Source organism: Streptomyces sp. NPDC058335, assembly GCF_042723915.1.
In the GTDB taxonomy this organism is placed as follows: Bacteria; Actinomycetota; Actinomycetes; order Streptomycetales; family Streptomycetaceae; genus Streptomyces.
Genome location: NZ_JBHXHX010000029.1, coordinates 78,325 through 93,513 on the forward strand (window position 1 = coordinate 78,325; position 15,189 = coordinate 93,513).

At 73.2% G+C, this 15,189-nt stretch carries 13 protein-coding genes; 10 read left to right on the plus strand and 3 right to left on the minus strand.

From position 1 onward, the window contains the following. Nucleotides 1-43: 43 nt before the first annotated feature. Nucleotides 44-1,246 carry an amino acid deaminase/aldolase gene (locus tag ACFWJX_RS37510; RefSeq protein ID WP_383251090.1) on the minus strand — a complete coding sequence of 401 codons (1,203 nt, stop codon included), beginning with the start codon at nt 1,244-1,246 and terminating at the stop codon, nt 44-46. Nucleotides 1,247-1,828: 582 nt separating this feature from the next. Here ACFWJX_RS37510 and ACFWJX_RS37515 point away from each other — a divergent pair. Together ACFWJX_RS37515 and mycP are read left to right on the plus strand one after the other, a co-directional pair. Continuing rightward, complete coding sequence (locus tag ACFWJX_RS37515) at nt 1,829-3,832, plus strand: hypothetical protein (RefSeq protein WP_383251092.1); 2,004 nt, start codon at nt 1,829-1,831, stop codon at nt 3,830-3,832. Further along, entirely contained in the window at nt 3,829-5,031 is a 1,203-nt protein-coding gene (mycP, locus tag ACFWJX_RS37520) for a type VII secretion-associated serine protease mycosin (RefSeq protein ID WP_383251094.1), read from the plus strand. The genes ACFWJX_RS37515 and mycP overlap by 4 nt, the downstream gene beginning before the upstream one ends. A gap of 23 nt (nt 5,032-5,054) precedes the next feature. On the opposite strand, the gene ACFWJX_RS37525 is transcribed toward mycP, so the two are convergent. Beyond that, nucleotides 5,055-6,047: a serine hydrolase gene (locus ACFWJX_RS37525; protein ID WP_383251096.1), complete on the minus strand. Its 993-nt coding sequence runs from the start codon at nt 6,045-6,047 to the stop codon at nt 5,055-5,057. A 150-nt stretch (nt 6,048-6,197) separates the two neighbouring features. Between ACFWJX_RS37525 and ACFWJX_RS37530 the strand changes: the two genes are divergently transcribed. Continuing rightward, nucleotides 6,198-6,929, plus strand: coding sequence for an SseB family protein (locus ACFWJX_RS37530; protein ID WP_383251098.1), 732 nt, complete (start codon nt 6,198-6,200; stop codon nt 6,927-6,929). Nucleotides 6,930-6,944: 15 nt separating this feature from the next. Here ACFWJX_RS37530 and ACFWJX_RS37535 read toward each other — a convergent pair whose 3' ends face one another. After that, the gene (locus ACFWJX_RS37535) at nt 6,945-7,322 is read right to left on the minus strand and encodes a DUF1844 domain-containing protein (protein WP_073499624.1); all 378 of its coding nucleotides are present in this window, start codon (nt 7,320-7,322) and stop codon (nt 6,945-6,947) included. A 383-nt stretch (nt 7,323-7,705) separates the two neighbouring features. On the opposite strand from ACFWJX_RS37535, the gene infC reads away from it, so the two are divergent. The 7 genes from infC (at nt 7,706) to pheT (ending at nt 15,155) form a co-directional block, all read left to right on the plus strand. Continuing rightward, nucleotides 7,706-8,425, plus strand: a complete 720-nt coding sequence (gene infC / locus ACFWJX_RS37540) for a translation initiation factor IF-3 (RefSeq protein ID WP_383251101.1) — start codon at nt 7,706-7,708, stop codon at nt 8,423-8,425. Nucleotides 8,426-8,534: 109 nt separating this feature from the next. Next, entirely contained in the window at nt 8,535-8,729 is a 195-nt protein-coding gene (gene rpmI / locus ACFWJX_RS37545; RefSeq protein WP_073499621.1) for a 50S ribosomal protein L35, read from the plus strand. 98 nt (nt 8,730-8,827) lie between these two features. Then, a complete protein-coding gene (rplT, locus tag ACFWJX_RS37550) occupies nt 8,828-9,211 on the plus strand; it encodes a 50S ribosomal protein L20 (protein ID WP_073499619.1) in 384 nt (127 codons plus the stop codon). Nucleotides 9,212-9,359: 148 nt separating this feature from the next. Continuing rightward, the gene (locus ACFWJX_RS37555) at nt 9,360-10,205 is read left to right on the plus strand and encodes a TrmH family RNA methyltransferase (RefSeq protein WP_383251103.1); all 846 of its coding nucleotides are present in this window, start codon (nt 9,360-9,362) and stop codon (nt 10,203-10,205) included. Nucleotides 10,206-10,252: 47 nt separating this feature from the next. Continuing rightward, nucleotides 10,253-11,392 carry an ATP-binding protein gene (locus tag ACFWJX_RS37560; protein WP_383251105.1) on the plus strand — a complete coding sequence of 380 codons (1,140 nt, stop codon included), beginning with the start codon at nt 10,253-10,255 and terminating at the stop codon, nt 11,390-11,392. A 131-nt stretch (nt 11,393-11,523) separates the two neighbouring features. Beyond that, nucleotides 11,524-12,645, plus strand: a complete 1,122-nt coding sequence (gene pheS, locus ACFWJX_RS37565) for a phenylalanine--tRNA ligase subunit alpha (RefSeq protein ID WP_383251107.1) — start codon at nt 11,524-11,526, stop codon at nt 12,643-12,645. Continuing rightward, nucleotides 12,645-15,155: a phenylalanine--tRNA ligase subunit beta gene (pheT, locus tag ACFWJX_RS37570; RefSeq protein ID WP_383251109.1), complete on the plus strand. Its 2,511-nt coding sequence runs from the start codon at nt 12,645-12,647 to the stop codon at nt 15,153-15,155. The genes pheS and pheT overlap by 1 nt, the downstream gene beginning before the upstream one ends. The last annotated feature ends 34 nt before the right edge of the window (nt 15,156-15,189 follow it).

Genomic DNA, 15,189 nt, shown 5'->3' on the forward strand with positions numbered 1-15,189 from the left:
AACGGCGCCGCCAGCTGCCGAGCGAGCCAGAGGAACGAGCGATCTACAGGAACGTCTGCCCCTCGCCCCGGTACGTCGGCACCGTCGCCGTCACCGCGTCCCCCTCGATCAGCCGCAGCACGTCGAACCGCTCGCACAGCTCACCGGCCTTCGCGTGCCGGAACCACACCTTGTCGCCGATCAGCAGATCGTCGGCGGGGGAGCCGAGCAGCGGAGTCTGCACCTCGCCGGGGCCCTCCTGCGGGTCGTAGCGCAGCCCCTCCGGCAGATACGGCACCGGCAGCCGGTCCGGTCCGGCGGCACCGGAGGCGGGGTAGCCGCCGCCGAGGACGGTGACGACGCCGACGCCCGGCCGCCGTACGACGGGCTGGGCGAACAGGGCGGCCGGACGGCCGCTGAAGGACGTGTAGTTGTCGAACAGCCGCGGCACGTACAGTCCCGAGCCCGCCGCGATCTCGGTGACCGCGTCCTCCGCGGCGGTGTGCTGCACACTGCCGGTGCCGCCGCCGTTCACGAACTCCAGGTCCGGCACCACGGCCCGCACCGCACGCACCACCGCGGCACGCCGCTCGACGAGTTCACGGCGGGCGGTGGCCTGCATCAGCCGGATCGCACGGGACCGGAGGGGCCGGCCGGCCAGCGAGTCGCCGACCCCCGCGATGTGCCCCTCGTACGCCATGATCCCCACCAGCCGGAACCCGGGCCGCCGGGCCACCGCCCGTGCCACGTCGGCGACCTGGGCGGGGGAGTGCAGCGGGGAGCGCAGCGCGCCGACCCGCATGCGCCCGCCCAGCAGCTTCAGCGAGGTGTCCAACTCCAGGCAGACCCGCACCACTTCGTGTCCGTCGCCGCGCGCGGAGTCGATGAGGTCGAGCTGGGCGACGTCGTCGACCATCACGGTGACGGCGGCGGCCAGCTTGGGGTCGCCGGCCAGTTCCGCGAAGCCGGAGCGGTCGGCCGAGGGGTAGGCGAGCAGGATGTCGTCGAAGCCGGACCGGGCCAGCCACAGGGATTCGGCCAAGGTGAAGGACATGATGCCCGCGAACCCGTCCTTGGCCAGGACACGTTCCAGCAGGGCCCGGCAGCGGACGGACTTGCTGGCGACCCTGACCGGCTTCCCGCCCGCCCGGCGGACCAGGTCGTCCGCGTTGGCGTCGAATGCCTCCAGGTCCACGATGGCGAGAGGAGCGTCGAGATGGGCGGTGGCCCGGTCGTACCGGGCCCGGTCGGCGGCGCGCGCAGTCATGGACGCAGCCTGCCAGACCCGATTACCGCAGGGTAGGGGGACGTTCCGGGCAGATGCCCCGGGGGTGCGGACTGGTTCCCGTTCGCGCAGGAACAAGCCGTAGAGTGACGCGCACGCACGGAGGACGGCTCCGGCCGGGCACCCGTGTCGGGATGCCGGTCCGCCCGTGCGGGTATGCGTGCCCAGGAAGGACCGGCGTGTCCGTACCGGGGCCGCCAGGGCGAGGAGACCGGCCCGCGCAGGACAACGACCGCGCGGGCACGAGGAAACGGGGGGTGCATGAGCACGGAAGCACGCCGCGCCTCGATCCCTCCGCGCCCGGCGACGCCCCCGCCTCCGTCGACCCCGCCCCGCCCGCCCCACCCACCGACGTCCCCGGACACGGAGACCGGCGGGGACACGGACACCGAGGCGCGTGAGCAGCAGCCGCCCGTGGGCCCGTTCCCCACGTTCCGGACGGCTTCGGAGCCGCTGTCCGCCGCGACCCCGGGCCCGTTCGCGCCCTCGCGCGGGGTTCCTGAGCCGCCGTCCGCCGCGCCGGGTTTCCCGCACCCGCCGCGGCGGGCCCCGCGGACGGACCCGATGCCCCCGCCACCCGCCTCGGCCCGCTTCCCGGACATCCCGCCCCCGAGCGGCCGGCCCGGCGAGGACCCGTCGCAGCCCGGGGCGTACGGGCCCGAGGAAGGCCCCCGGCCGACGGCCGTGGCCGGTGACCGCTCCGCACCCACGCGGGCCGCGCGTCCGGAGGGACCGGGGATCACGCGCCCGGCGCGCCTGGACGGTGCCCGCCCGGCCGGGGTGGACGGCGCCGCCTCCGCAGGAGCGGAGGGTGCTGATCCGGCACGCGCCGGCATCCCACGCCCCGCCCGCCTGGACGCCACCCGCGCCACGGGCACGAACCCCTCCCGCGCCACGGGCACGAACCCCTCCCGCGCCACCGGTCCGGCAGCTCCCCGCCCGGCAGGTCCGGCAGCCCCCCGCCCCGCCCGCCTGGACAACAACCGCCAGACGCGCCCGGACGCCGCGCCTTCGGACCCCCCGCGCCCAACCCAGCCGACCGGCCTCCCCTCGACAGAGCCGAACACCGCCCACCCGACGGAGCCGTACGGTCGACGCCCCACCGACTCGAACGCCGCGCGTCCTGTCCGGGAGACCGGCCCGCATCGGCCCGCTTCCGACTCCCGGCAGTCGCCCGAGACGCACGGCTCACGCCCGGCCGGTCCGGACGTCGTCCACGCGCCCGAGCCGCACGGCACACGCCCGGCCGGTCCGGACGCCGTCCACGCGCCCGAGCCGTACGGTCGGCGCCCGGCCGCCTCCGAGGCCGCCGGCCCGGTCCGTTCCGCCGCCCCCCGGCCCAGCGCCCAGGACGGTGGGGCCGGCGCCGCCGACACGGCACGCGCCGCCACCGGAACCCGCGACTCGGACGGCGCCCCGCCCACCCCCACCCGCCAGGAAACCCGCGGGGCACCGGACACCCCCGTCGCCCCTCGTATCTCCACTCCCGACCACCCCCGTCCCCCCGCCCCCGGCACCGCCTGGACGCCGCTCCCGCGTACCTGGGCGCCCGCGGCCGGGCAGCACCGGGAAGGGCTGTCCACCGCCGTGCCCGGGGGGCACCCGGAGGGGGACGCGCGTCCCGCCTGGAGTCCTGCCACGCCGCTGCGGCATCCGGACTTCGACGCCCCGCCCCCGGCCGCCGAGGCCGGGCCCGATCCGGCGCTGTCGTGGAGTGCCCCGATGACGCCGGGCGGAGCGCCGGGTGCCACACGGCCCGTCGTGACGTTCGCGCGGCCCGAGGGGTACGGCGACACCCCGCGCGCGGGGTGGATGAGGCTGGGCGGGCACACCGTCGCGGCGGCCGCCTGTGTGGTCCTCGGACTCGGCCTCATCGGCGGTGCCGTCACCGGCAGTTGGCTCGTCGGCGATCCCGCGGACGCGGGCGAGCCGGGCGTCTACGCCACCGCGGGCGGCCTGTGGCACAACGTGCCCGTCGACCAGCTGTTCCCGCCCACCGTGGACGGACAGGGCGCGGGCCCCGGCGGCGCCGACCGCACCTGGACACGGATCGCCGTCGCCCCGGACAGTGGCTGCACCGGCGCCTTCGATCCGCTGCTCGCCAAGGCCCTCGCCCCGGTCGGCTGCGCCCGCCTCCTGCGCGCGACCTACACCGACGCCACCCGCAGCTACGTCACCACGGTCGGCATGCTGTTCACCAAGGCCGACGCGGTCGGCATGCGCGCCCTCGACACCAGGTTCGACAAGGAGGGCCTGGCCCGCCGCACCGACCTGATGCCCCGCCCGTACGCCGCGAAGGGCACGGCAGCCGCCGCCTTCGGCGACGGGCAGCGCGCCTCCTGGACGGTCTCCGTCCTCACCGACGCCCCCGTCGTCGTCTACGCCGTCTCCGGCTGGGCCGACGGCCGTACGGTCGCCGCCCCGCAGTCCGCCGTGGAGGCCACCGCGTCCGGGGCCAGCACCGCCGCCGCCCAGGCGGGCCTGGGCAACGAGGCGAAGGGCCTCGCCGACCGCGTCGAGCGCGGCCTGCGCAAGGCCGCCGTGTCGCCCTCGGAGCCACCCTCATGAGCGGCCGCGGACTCTGCCGGGCCGGCGTGCTGAGCTGTCTGCTGGCCGCCGCGGTCGCCCTCGTGCCGCCCACCACCGCGTACGCGGACGGCATCCGGGCCAAGCAGTGGGCCCTGGAGGCCCTGCACACCGAAGAGGCCTGGCAGACCACCAGGGGCAAGGGCGTCACCGTCGCCGTCCTGGACACCGGCGTCGAGTCCGACCACCCCGACCTCGACGGCAATGTCCTGACCGGCAAGGACATGGTCGGCTTCGGCGCCGGACCCGGCGACCGCGCCTGGGCCCGCCACGGCACCGCGATGGCCGGCATCATCGCCGGTCACGGCCATGGCTACGACAACGGCGACGGCGTCATGGGCATCGCCCCGGAAGCGAAGATCCTCCCCGTCCGGGTGATCCTGGAGGACGGCGACCCGTCCCGCACCAAGGCCCGCAACACCCGCGGCAACGCCCTCGCCGAAGGCATCCGCTGGGCCGCCGACCAGGGCGCCGACGTCATCAACCTCTCCCTCGGCGACGACTCCGCCTCGGCCCATCCCGAACCCGCCGAGGACGAGGCCGTCCAGTACGCGCTGAAGAAGGGCTCGGTCGTCGTCGCCTCGGCCGGCAACGGCGGCGAGAAGGGCGACCACATCTCCTACCCGGCGGCCTACCCGGGAGTCATCGCCGCCACCGCCGTCGACCGCTACGGCACCCGCGCCTCCTTCTCCACCCGTCGCTGGTACGCCACGGTCAGCGCCCCGGGGGTCGACGTCGTCATCGCCGACCCGGACCACAAGTACTACGAGGGCTGGGGCACCTCCGCCGCCGCGGCCTTCGTCTCCGGCGCCGTGGCCCTCGTCAGGGCCGCCCACCCGGACCTGACCCCGGCGCAGATCAAGAAGCTGTTGGAGGACACCGCCCGCAACTCCCCCACTGGGGGCCGCGACGACTCCCGCGGCTTCGGCTTCATCGACCCGGCCGCCGCGATCAAGGCCGCCGCCGGCCTCGCACCCGAGGGCCTGCGCTCGGCGGCGTACGGCGAGGAGTACTTCGGCCCCGGCCCGGACGAGGAGAAGGCCGCCGCCGACACCTCGGGCTGGGCCGGCCCGCTCGCGGGCGGCACCGGGGGAGTGCTGCTGGTGTCCGCCGTGGTCCTGTGGCGGGGCCGCCGCACCCGCGACCGCGAGGACCGGCAGCAGACGTACGACGCCTTCTGAGCCCCGGGACGTTCCGGCCCCGGTCAGGCGTCCGTGAACGCCGACATCGCCGCCTTTGCCGCCGCCTCCACCAGCGCGATGCCCTTCGCCTGCGTCGCGTTGCCGTCGGACAGCACGGCCACCAGATAGTCGTGCCCGCCGGACGTCACCCGCCCGATGCTGTTGACGTCCCACAGCCCCGTCGCCGTACGCGGCAGCCAGCCGTTCTTCAGTGCCCACGCGGCCCCGTCGGCGACCGCCGAGACACCCCAGTGCTGGCCCGACGCGATCTGCCCCATCAGCCCCTGGAGGTACGTGCGCGAGGCCTCGCTCAGTTCCGGGTCGGTCGAGTCGGTGCCGAAGACCTGCCGCAGCAGCGTCAGCTGGTCGGCGGCCGTGGTCCGGGTCAGTCCCCACAGCAAGCCGTCGCCGCCCTCGGTGCCGGTCAGCCCGAACCGCTCGTTCGCCGCGTCGAGGCCAGCCGCACCGCCGACGGAGTTCCACAGGGCCGTCGCGGAGTCGTTGTCGCTGTTCTCGATCATCGCGGTCGCGTACGCCTTCTCCTGCGCCGTGAGGTGCCGGCCGGCGTCCTGCGCCTGGAGCAGCAGCGCCGCCAGGATGTCCACCTTGACGATGCTCGCCGTGTCGAAGGCACCCGTGCCGAAGACGGCGCTCAGCCCGGAGTCCACGTCGAGCACGGCCACGGACACCCGCGCCGCGTCCGGCACGGTCACCGACGCCATCGCCTTCGCCAGCAGGGCGTCGCGGTCCACCACGGACACCGCCGCCTCCGACCGGGACTCCGACTCCGCCCGGGTCACGGGCGCCACCGACACCTCCCCGCTCGCCGACGCGGAGGGCGTCGGCGCCGCCGACGACACGGCGCCCGGACCCGAGTGCGCCTGCGCCTTCACGTACACGGTCCCGGCCGCCGAGGCGCCCAGCACGGCCACCGAGGCGAGCGCGCAGCAGAGAAGGGGACGACGGTGCCCGGACGGACGAGCGCGGCTGCCGCGGCGTGCTCTGGAGGACTCCATGTCCGTGATGCTGGAGGCACCGACTGTGCGTCCCGTTAGACGCAGGTTAGATGTACGTCAGCGATGTCTGAGGAACCTGTGAAAGCGGTCACTGCTGTGTTTCCGGCCCCGCACAACCCCAGCAGTTTCCCCCCGATAGGGTCGGTGACCGTGGCGAACAAGAACATTCCCGACCCCGGCTTCTCCGACGACGACGGCTCCGCCGACCCGGGGCTGAGCGCGGCGCTCGCCGCCTGGGCCGAGGACCGCACCGCCGTGGGACCCGTGCTGGAGGCGCTCAAGGGCGCCCGGCTGCTCGTCCCGGTCGTCGCGGTGCTCGGGGAGGTCGAGGAGGACGAGCACGGGCTGCGCCGGGAGAAGACCAGCGACATGGCCGTACCGACCCTGAAGGCCGGTCACCGCACGGCCCTGCCGGCCTTCACCTCCACCGCGTCCCTCGCCCGCTGGGACCCACAGGCCCGCCCGGTCGCCGTACCCCTGCACCAGGCCCTCCAGGCGGCCGCCCACGAGAAGGCCGACACGGTCGTCCTCGACCTGGCCGGGCCGGTCGCCTTCGAACTGACGGGGTCCGCCCTGCTGGCGCTCGCCGAGGGCCGCACCACGACCGACCCGCTGGCCGACCCGGCGGTCGTCGAGGCGGTACGGGCCGCGGTGGCCGCGGAACCAGCCGTCCTGCGCGCCCACCTGCTGCCCGGCCGGGCCGACGGCACCCTCGCCCTCGTCCTCGCCCCGGACGCCGCTCCCGCCGGGGCCGCGCAGGCCGTGGCGGGGCGCATCGCCGCCGACGAAACACTGAGGGCCCGCCTGGTGCGCGGCCTCGACCTGGCACTCCTGCCGGCCGGAACCACCCCTCCGGGCGAGCCCCTCTACGTACGCGACTGATCCGGGCGGAAGTCCCTAGCCGTAGACCGGCCCGGTGTACTTCTCGCCCGGACCCTGGCCCGGCTCGTCCGGGACGAGCGACGCCTCGCGGAAGGCCAGCTGGAGCGACTTCAGACCGTCGCGCAGCGGTGCCGCGTGGAAGGAGCTGATCTCCGTCGTGCTCGCGTCCAGCAGGCCGGCGAGGGCGGTGACCAGCTTGCGGGCCTCGTCCAGGTCCTTGTACTTGTCGCCCTCGTCGGTCAGGCCGAGCTTCACGGCGGCCGCGCTCATCAGGTTGACGGCGACCGTCACGATCACCTCGACCGCCGGGACCTCGGCGATGTCGCGGGTCATCTCGTCGAAACCGGCGGTGCCGGAGGGCTCGGGGCTGTCCGAGGGGGAGGTCTCACTCATGCCCCACACGATAGGGCCCGCCGTACGCCCTCTTGACAGCAGGAGGCGGGAGACACCGGATTCGCGCACGCATGAGCAAGCTGCTAATCTCGTGTAACGACCGGTCGGACACGCGTGCCCTTCAAGCAGGCGGATCCGGCCCACAAGTGGAGGCTCCGAACTCCCACCCGACCACCCTCCGGGGCGGCGGGTCACCCCGGTCAGGCGGCCCCCATCGTTCCGTACGGACGATGGAGTCGCCCGGTAGTGCGCCCCGCGATCCTCGCGGCGGTGCTCCGGTAGTGCTTGGAGCCCCGCGTGTGATCGTTGGGGCATTTTTTGTGCTTCGGCGTGGTTGTGAACCAATCGAACACAGACGTTACGCGGCCGTTCGCCAGACTGCCGTGTGGTGCTACCGAGGAGGATCCATCAGCGCCGAGCCCCGCATCAACGACCGGATTCGCGTTCCAGAGGTGCGACTTGTCGGTCCCAGTGGCGAGCAGGTCGGCATCGTGCCGCTCGCGAAGGCACTGGAGCTTGCCCAGGAGTACGACCTGGACCTGGTCGAGGTGGCGGCAACCGCCCGCCCCCCCGTGTGCAAGCTCATGGACTACGGGAAGTTCAAGTACGAGTCGGCCATGAAGGCCCGTGAGGCGCGCAAGAACCAGGCGCACACGGTCATCAAGGAGATGAAGCTCCGGCCGAAGATCGACCCGCACGACTACGACACCAAAAAGGGTCACGTCGTCCGGTTCCTCAAGCAGGGCGACAAGGTCAAGATCACGATCATGTTCCGCGGTCGTGAGCAGTCCCGCCCCGAACTGGGCTACCGACTGCTGCAGCGCCTGGCGGAGGACGTCCAGGACCTCGGGTTCATCGAGTCGAACCCGAAGCAGGACGGCCGAAACATGATCATGGTTCTCGGTCCGCACAAGAAGAAGACCGAGGCGATGGCCGAGGCTCGTCAGGCTCAGGAAGCCCGCAAGGCCGAAGCGAAGGCCAACCCGGGCCGCTCGCAGAACTCCGCGGACTCCGACGCCGTCAACGCCGAGGAGTCAGAGGGGTCCGAGGGTTCCGTGGAGTCCATGGAGTCCGAGTCCGCCGAGGCCTCCGCCGAGGCGTGACCCCCCAGGGCGTCAGTCCCAGGACGTAACCGATACAAGCGACGCTCCACCTGTGCCCGGTTTTCACGACCGGGCACCGGAGCGCCACCGACGAGGAGAGAACGGCGCTATGCCGAAGAACAAGTCGCACAGCGGTGCCAGCAAGCGCTTCAAGATCACCGGCTCCGGCAAGGTGCTCCGTGAGCGCGCCGGCAAGCGCCACCTGCTCGAGCACAAGTCGTCGCGCGTGACGCGTCGCCTCACCGGCACTGCCGAGATGGCCCCGGGCGACGCCAAGAAGATCAAGAAGCTTCTCGGCAAGTGACGTACGGGCGCCTTGCCGCCGTACGTACGTCTGAACCGGGACCCAATCGTTTCCGGGCCGTGTGAGTCCAACCACGGCCCCGCTACAAGGAGTTAAAAGTGGCACGCGTCAAGCGGGCAGTCAACGCCCACAAGAAGCGCCGGGCGATCCTCGAGGCGGCCTCCGGCTACCGCGGTCAGCGTTCGCGCCTGTACCGCAAGGCCAAGGAGCAGGTCACCCACTCGCTGGTCTACAACTACAACGACCGCAAGAAGCGCAAGGGTGACTTCCGTCGGCTGTGGATCCAGCGCATCAACGCCGCTGCCCGCGCCAACGGCATCACGTACAACCGCTTCATCCAGGGTCTGAACGCCGCGAGCATCGAGGTCGACCGCAAGATCCTGGCGGAGCTGGCCGTCAACGACCCGACCGCGTTCGCCGCGCTCGTCGAGGTCGCTCAGAAGGCGCTGCCGTCGGACGTGAACGCGCCGAAGGCTGCGTGACGCTGCGCCGGCTGAGCCGGAAGTGACATGACTCGGACCCGCAGGCGAACCCCGCCTGCGGGTCCGAGTGCGTCCGGCCCGAGTACCTCTCGCGGGGGCGAGGAGAACGGGCCCCGCCCCGACCCCCGCCAACCCACCGAAGGTGAAGATGCCCGCCACCCCCGACCTCATCTCCCCCCGCTCCCCCCGCGTCTCCGCCGCCAGGCGCCTCGCGCGGCGGAACTTCCGGGGGAAGGAGCGGCTGTTCCTCGCGGAGGGCCCGCAGGCCGTACGGGAGGCGGCCGCGCACCCGGACACCCTCGTGGAACTGTTCGCCACCCCCGAGGCCGCGGAGCGCCACGCCGACATCATCGGCGAGGCCCGGGACGCCGGCGCCCGCATCCACCTCGCCGACAGTGAGGTCATCGAGGACATCTCCACCACCGTCACCCCGCAGGGCCTCGTGGGCGTGTGCCGCTTCATCGACACCCCCTTCGACGACATCCTCGCCGCGCGCCCGAAGCTCGTCGCCGTCCTGGCGCACGTCCGCGACCCCGGCAACGCCGGCACAGTCCTGCGCTGCGCCGACGCGGCCGGCGCCGACGCCGTCGTCCTCACCGACGCCTCCGTCGACCTGTACAACCCCAAGGCCGTACGGGCCTCGGTCGGCTCGCTGTTCCATCTGCCGGTCGCCGTCGGCGTCCCCGTCGAGCGGGCCGTCGCCGGCCTCAAGGACGCCGGGGTGCGCATCCTCGCCGCCGACGGCGCGGGCGAGGACGACCTCGACGACGAGCTGGACAAGGGCACCATGGGCGGGGCGACGGCGTGGGTATTCGGCAACGAGGCCTGGGGGCTGCCGGAGGAGACCAGGGCCCTCGCCGACGCCGTCGTGCGCGTCCCGATCCACGGGAAGGCCGAGAGTCTGAACCTCGCGACCGCCGCGGCCGTATGTCTCTACGCGTCGGCCCGTGCACAGCGCGCCTCCGGAGGGTGCCGCTCCGTCACCGAGAGCTAGTAGGGTGACCAGCTCGGGGGTCCTCGTCTGGGAGGTGGGGTACGGGGATGAGTGTCGGCACGAGCAGGGCGCCGGGAGCCAGTGAACCGGAGCGCCCGCCCGCGGCCCGACCGGCCGGTGACCTCGCCGGACTCGGCATCGACCCCGACGACCTGCCCGACGGGCTGGTCGTCGCCGACGAGCACGGGTACGTCGTCTGCTTCAACGCCGCCGCCGAGCGCATCACCGCCGTCCCTGCCGCCGAAGCCCTCGGGCAGCGGCTCGACAAGGCCCTGCCGCTGGAGGACCTCGAAGGCCGCCGCTGGTGGCAGCTGACCGACCCGTACAGCGGCCTCGCCATCCGGGTGGGCCAGCCCGAACGGAATCTGCTGCTGCCCGGCGGGCGTGAGGTCCTCGCCTCCGCCCGGTACGTGCGCAGCGAGCCCACCGGCCCCGTCCGCCGCGTCGTCGTCTCCCTCCGCGACACCGAGGCCCGTCGCCGCACCGAGCGCAGCCACGCCGAGCTGATCGCCACCGTCGCCCACGAGCTGCGCTCCCCCCTCACCTCCGTGAAGGGCTTCACCGCCACCCTCCTCGCCAAGTGGACGCGGTTCACCGACGACCAGAAGCGGCTGATGCTGGAGACGGTCGACGCCGACGCCGACCGCGTCACCCGGCTCATCGCCGAACTGCTCGACATCTCCCGGATCGACTCCGGGCGGCTCGAGCTGCGCCGCCAGCCCGTCGACATGGGCGCCGCCGTCGGCCGGCACATCCAGGCCTACGTCGCCGCCGGTCAGCCCGCCGACCGGTTCCTGCTGCGCATCGAACAGCCGCTGCCGGCCCTGTGGGCCGACCCGGACAAGGTCGACCAGGTGCTCAGCAACCTCATCGAAAATGCGGTGCGGCACGGCGAGGGAACCGTCACCATTGACGTCACGCCCGCCCGGTCGCCCCGCGAAGGGGAGGACACCGGCACGTCGGTCATCGTGAGCGACGAGGGCACCGGCATCCCGGAGGAGTCCATGAACCGCGTCTTCACCCGCTTCTGGCGGGGCAGCAAGCGCGGCGGGACGGGCCTCGGGCTGTACATCGTCAAGGGCATCGTCGAAGCCCACGGCGGTGTCATCACGGTCGGCCGCGCCCCCGGCGGCGGCGCCGAGTTCCGATTTACGTTGCCCGTGGCGGTCCCGGCCTGTCTGGCCTAGCCCCCGCGGGCGCATCCGTACGTCCTCACCCCGTTAGACTCGGCCTTTGGCACCTTTGTGTCCCATGGACGGCCCTCCGAGTGAGTCGGTGACGGGGACCTTCAGCCAGCCAATCGGAAGCACGGGAAGAGATGTCGGCACCGAATAAGTCGTACGACCCTGTAGAGGTCGAGGCCTTGAAACCGGAAGAGATCGAGCGCATGCGGGACGAGGCGCTCGCCGCCTTCGCCGCCGCGGACTCCCTCGACGCACTCCAGGAGGCCAAGGTCGCCCACACCGGCGGCGCCTCCCCGCTGGCCCTCGCCAACCGCGAGATCGGCGCACTGCCCCCGCACGCGAAGGCCGCCGCCGGCAAGCTCGTCGGCCAGGCCCGCGGCGCGGTGAACAAGGGCCTCGCCGCCCGGCAGGTGGAACTGGAGGCCGAGCGCGACGCGCGCGTCCTGGTCGAGGAGGCGGTGGACGTCACGCTGCCCTACGACCGCGTGCCGGCCGGCGCCCGCCATCCGCTCACCACGCTCTCGGAGCGCATCGAGGACGTCTTCGTCGCCATGGGCTACGAGGTCGCCGAGGGCCCGCAGGTCGAGGCCGAGTGGTTCAACTTCGACGCCCTGAACATCGGCCCGGACCACCCGGCCCGCGGCGAGGCCGACACGTTCTTCGTGCAGGGCCCCGACGGCGGCACCGAGTCCGGTGTCGTGCTGCGCACCCACACCTCGCCCGTGCAGATCCGCTCGCTGCTGAGCCGTGAGCTGCCGGTGTACGTGATCTGCCCCGGCCGCGTCTACCGCACCGACGAGCTGGACGCCACGCACACTCCCGTCTTCCACCAGGTCGAGCTGCTCGCCGTGGACGAGGGCCTGACCATGGCCGACCTCAAGGGCACCCTGGACCACATGGTCCAGTCCCTGTTCGGCGAGGGCATGAAGACCCGGCTGCGCCCGAACTTCTTCCCCTTCACCGAGCCGTCCGCCGAGATGGACATGGTGTGCTACGTCTGCCGCGGCGAGTCCGTCGGCAACCCCGACCGGCCCTGCCGTACCTGCTCCAGCGAGGGCTGGATCGAGCTGGGCGGCTGCGGCATGGTCAACCCCAAGGTGCTGACCGCCTGCGGCGTCGACCCGGAGAAGTACAGCGGGTTCGCCTTCGGGTTCGGCATCGAGCGGATGCTGATGTTCCGCCACAACGTCGAAGACATGCGAGACATGGTCGAGGGTGACGTCCGGTTCACCCGGCCGTTCGGGATGGAGATCTGATGCGGGTCCCGCTTTCCTGGCTGCGGGAGTACGTCGACCTGCCGGCCACCGAGACCGGCCGTGACGTCCAGGCCAAGCTCATTTCGGCCGGCCTCGAGGTCGAGACCGTCGAGCAGCTCGGCCACGACCTCAAGGGCCCCCTCGTCGTCGGCCAGGTGCTGACCATCGAGGAGCTGGAGGGCTTCAAGAAGCCGATCCGCTTCTGCACGGTCGACGTCGGTCAGGCCAACGGCACGGGCGAGCCGCAGGAGATCGTCTGCGGCGCCCGCAACTTCGCCGTCGGCGACAAGGTCGTGGTCGTGCTTCCGGGCGCGGTCCTCCCCGGCAACTTCGCGATCGCCGCCCGCAAGACCTACGGCAAGACGTCCCACGGCATGATCTGCTCCGGCGACGAGCTGGGCATGGGTGACGACGGCAGCCACGGCATCATCGTGCTGCCGCCGGAGACCGAGGTCGGCAAGGACGCCATCGAGCTGCTCGAGCTGGTCGACGAGGTCCTCGACATCGCCGTCACCGCCAACCGCGGCGACTGCCTGTCCATCCGCGGCGTCGCCCGCGAGACCGCCATCGCCTACGGCCTGCCGCTGCGCGACCCGGCCCTCCTCGACGTGCCGGGCCCGAACGCCTTCGGCTACCCGGTGCAGGTCTCCGACCCGGTCGGCTGCGACCGCTTCACCGCGCGCACCGTCACCGGTCTGAGCCCCGAGGCCCGCTCCCCGATCTGGCTCCGGCGCCGGCTCCAGAAGGTCGGCATGCGCCCGATCTCGCTCGCCGTCGACGTCACGAACTACGTGATGATGGAGGTCGGCCAGCCCCTGCACGCCTACGACCGCACCCTGGTCCAGGGCACCATCGGCGTCCGCCGCGCGACCGAGGGCGAGAAGCTCGTCACCCTCGACGGCGTCGAGCGCACGCTGCACGCCGAGGACCTGGTCATCACCGACGAGCGCGGCCCGATCGGTCTCGCCGGTGTCATGGGCGGCGCCAACACCGAGATCGCCGACCACGCGGAATCCGAGGGGACGACCGACGTCGTCATCGAGGCCGCCCACTTCGACGCGGTCTCCGTCGCCCGTACGGCCCGCCGCCACAAGCTGTCCTCCGAGGCGTCCAAGCGCTTCGAGCGCGGTGTCGACCCGCAGGCGTCGTCGGCGGCCGCACAGCGCACGGTCGACCTGCTCATGCTGCTCGCCGGCGGTACCGCCGAGGCCGGTGTCACCGAGGTCATCGCCTCGTCCGCGCCGCACACCATCGCCGTCGCCGCCGACCACCCGGACAAGGTGGCGGGTGTCGTGTACGGCCGGGAGACCGTCGTACGACGACTCCAGGAGATCGGCTGCGACGTGTACGGGCAGGACGAGCTGATCGTCACCGTGCCGTCCTGGCGGCCCGACCTCGGCGAGGGCAACGACCTCGCCGAGGAGGTCATCCGCCTGGAGGGCTACGAGAACCTGCCCTCCACGCTGCCCAAGCCCCCGTCGGGCCGCGGCCTCACGCACCGCCAGCGGCTGCACCGCCGGGTCGGCCGCGCGCTGGCCGGTGCCGGTTACGTCGAGGCGCCGAACTACCCGTTCGTCGGCGAGCAGGTCTTCGACCAGCTCGGCCTCGACGCCGACGACCCGGCCCGCCGCGTCGTCAAGCTCACCAACCCGCTCAACGACGAGGAGCCCGCGCTCCGTACGTCGCTGCTGCCGGGCCTGCTCGCCGCGCTCCGGCGCAACGACGGCCGCGGCTCGCACGACCTGGCCCTCTTCGAGACCGGGCTGGTCTTCCTCCCGCGCGAGGAGCAGCAAGTCGCCGCGCAGCCGCCGGTCGACCGCCGGCCGACCGTCGAGGAGATCGCGGCGATCGACGCCGTGCTGCCCGAGCAGCCGCGCCATGTCGCGGCCGTCCTCGCGGGCGCCCGCGAGCAGGCCGGCTGGTGGGGCAAGGGCCGCCCGGCCGACTGGGCCGACGCCGTCGAGGCGGCGCGGACGGTCGCCGGTGAGGCGGGCGCCGAACTGATCGTGCGCAAGGGCCGGTACGGTCCCTGGCACCCGGGCCGTTGCGCCGAGCTGGTCGTCGTCGCCGATGGCGCCGAGCGGGTCGTCGGCCACGCCGGTGAGCTGCACCCGCGCGTGCTGAAGGCCCTCGGCCTGCCCGCGCGCACCTCGGCCATGGAGCTCGACCTGGACGTCCTGGAGCAGGTCGGCGACGACACGCCCCGGGCGCCGGGCATCTCCACGTTCCCCGTCGCCACGCAGGACGTCGCGCTCGTCGTCGACGCGTACGTCCCGCACGCCGACGTCGAGGCCGCGCTGCGCGAGGGCGCCGGCGAACTCCTCGAGGCGATCCGGCTGTTCGACGTGTACGAGAACGCGGAGCAGCTCGGTGACGGCCGGAAGTCCCTCGCGTACGCGCTGCGCTTCCGGGCGGGGGACCGGACGCTGACGGTCGACGAGGCGTCGGCCGCTCGGGACGCGGCGGTCGCGCTCGCGGGCGAGCGGACGGGTGCGGTGCTGCGCGGCTGAGCTTGTGCGCCCCTGGGGGTGCGGGGGGGGGGGG

Bases quoted from the DNA above. Each gene is read 5' to 3' on its own strand.
- ACFWJX_RS37510 (WP_383251090.1), bottom strand. From the start codon at position 1,246: ATGACTGCGCGCGCCGCCGACCGGGCCCGGTACGACCGGGCCACCGCC.
- ACFWJX_RS37515 (WP_383251092.1), top strand. From the start codon at position 1,829: ATGCCCCCGCCACCCGCCTCGGCCCGCTTCCCGGACATCCCGCCCCCG.
- mycP (WP_383251094.1), top strand. From the start codon at position 3,829: ATGAGCGGCCGCGGACTCTGCCGGGCCGGCGTGCTGAGCTGTCTGCTG.
- ACFWJX_RS37525 (WP_383251096.1), bottom strand. From the start codon at position 6,047: ATGGAGTCCTCCAGAGCACGCCGCGGCAGCCGCGCTCGTCCGTCCGGG.
- ACFWJX_RS37535 (WP_073499624.1), bottom strand. From the start codon at position 7,322: ATGAGTGAGACCTCCCCCTCGGACAGCCCCGAGCCCTCCGGCACCGCC.
- rpmI (WP_073499621.1), top strand. From the start codon at position 8,535: ATGCCGAAGAACAAGTCGCACAGCGGTGCCAGCAAGCGCTTCAAGATC.
- ACFWJX_RS37555 (WP_383251103.1), top strand. From the start codon at position 9,360: ATGCCCGCCACCCCCGACCTCATCTCCCCCCGCTCCCCCCGCGTCTCC.
- ACFWJX_RS37560 (WP_383251105.1), top strand. From the start codon at position 10,253: ATGAGTGTCGGCACGAGCAGGGCGCCGGGAGCCAGTGAACCGGAGCGC.
- pheS (WP_383251107.1), top strand. From the start codon at position 11,524: ATGTCGGCACCGAATAAGTCGTACGACCCTGTAGAGGTCGAGGCCTTG.
- pheT (WP_383251109.1), top strand. From the start codon at position 12,645: ATGCGGGTCCCGCTTTCCTGGCTGCGGGAGTACGTCGACCTGCCGGCC.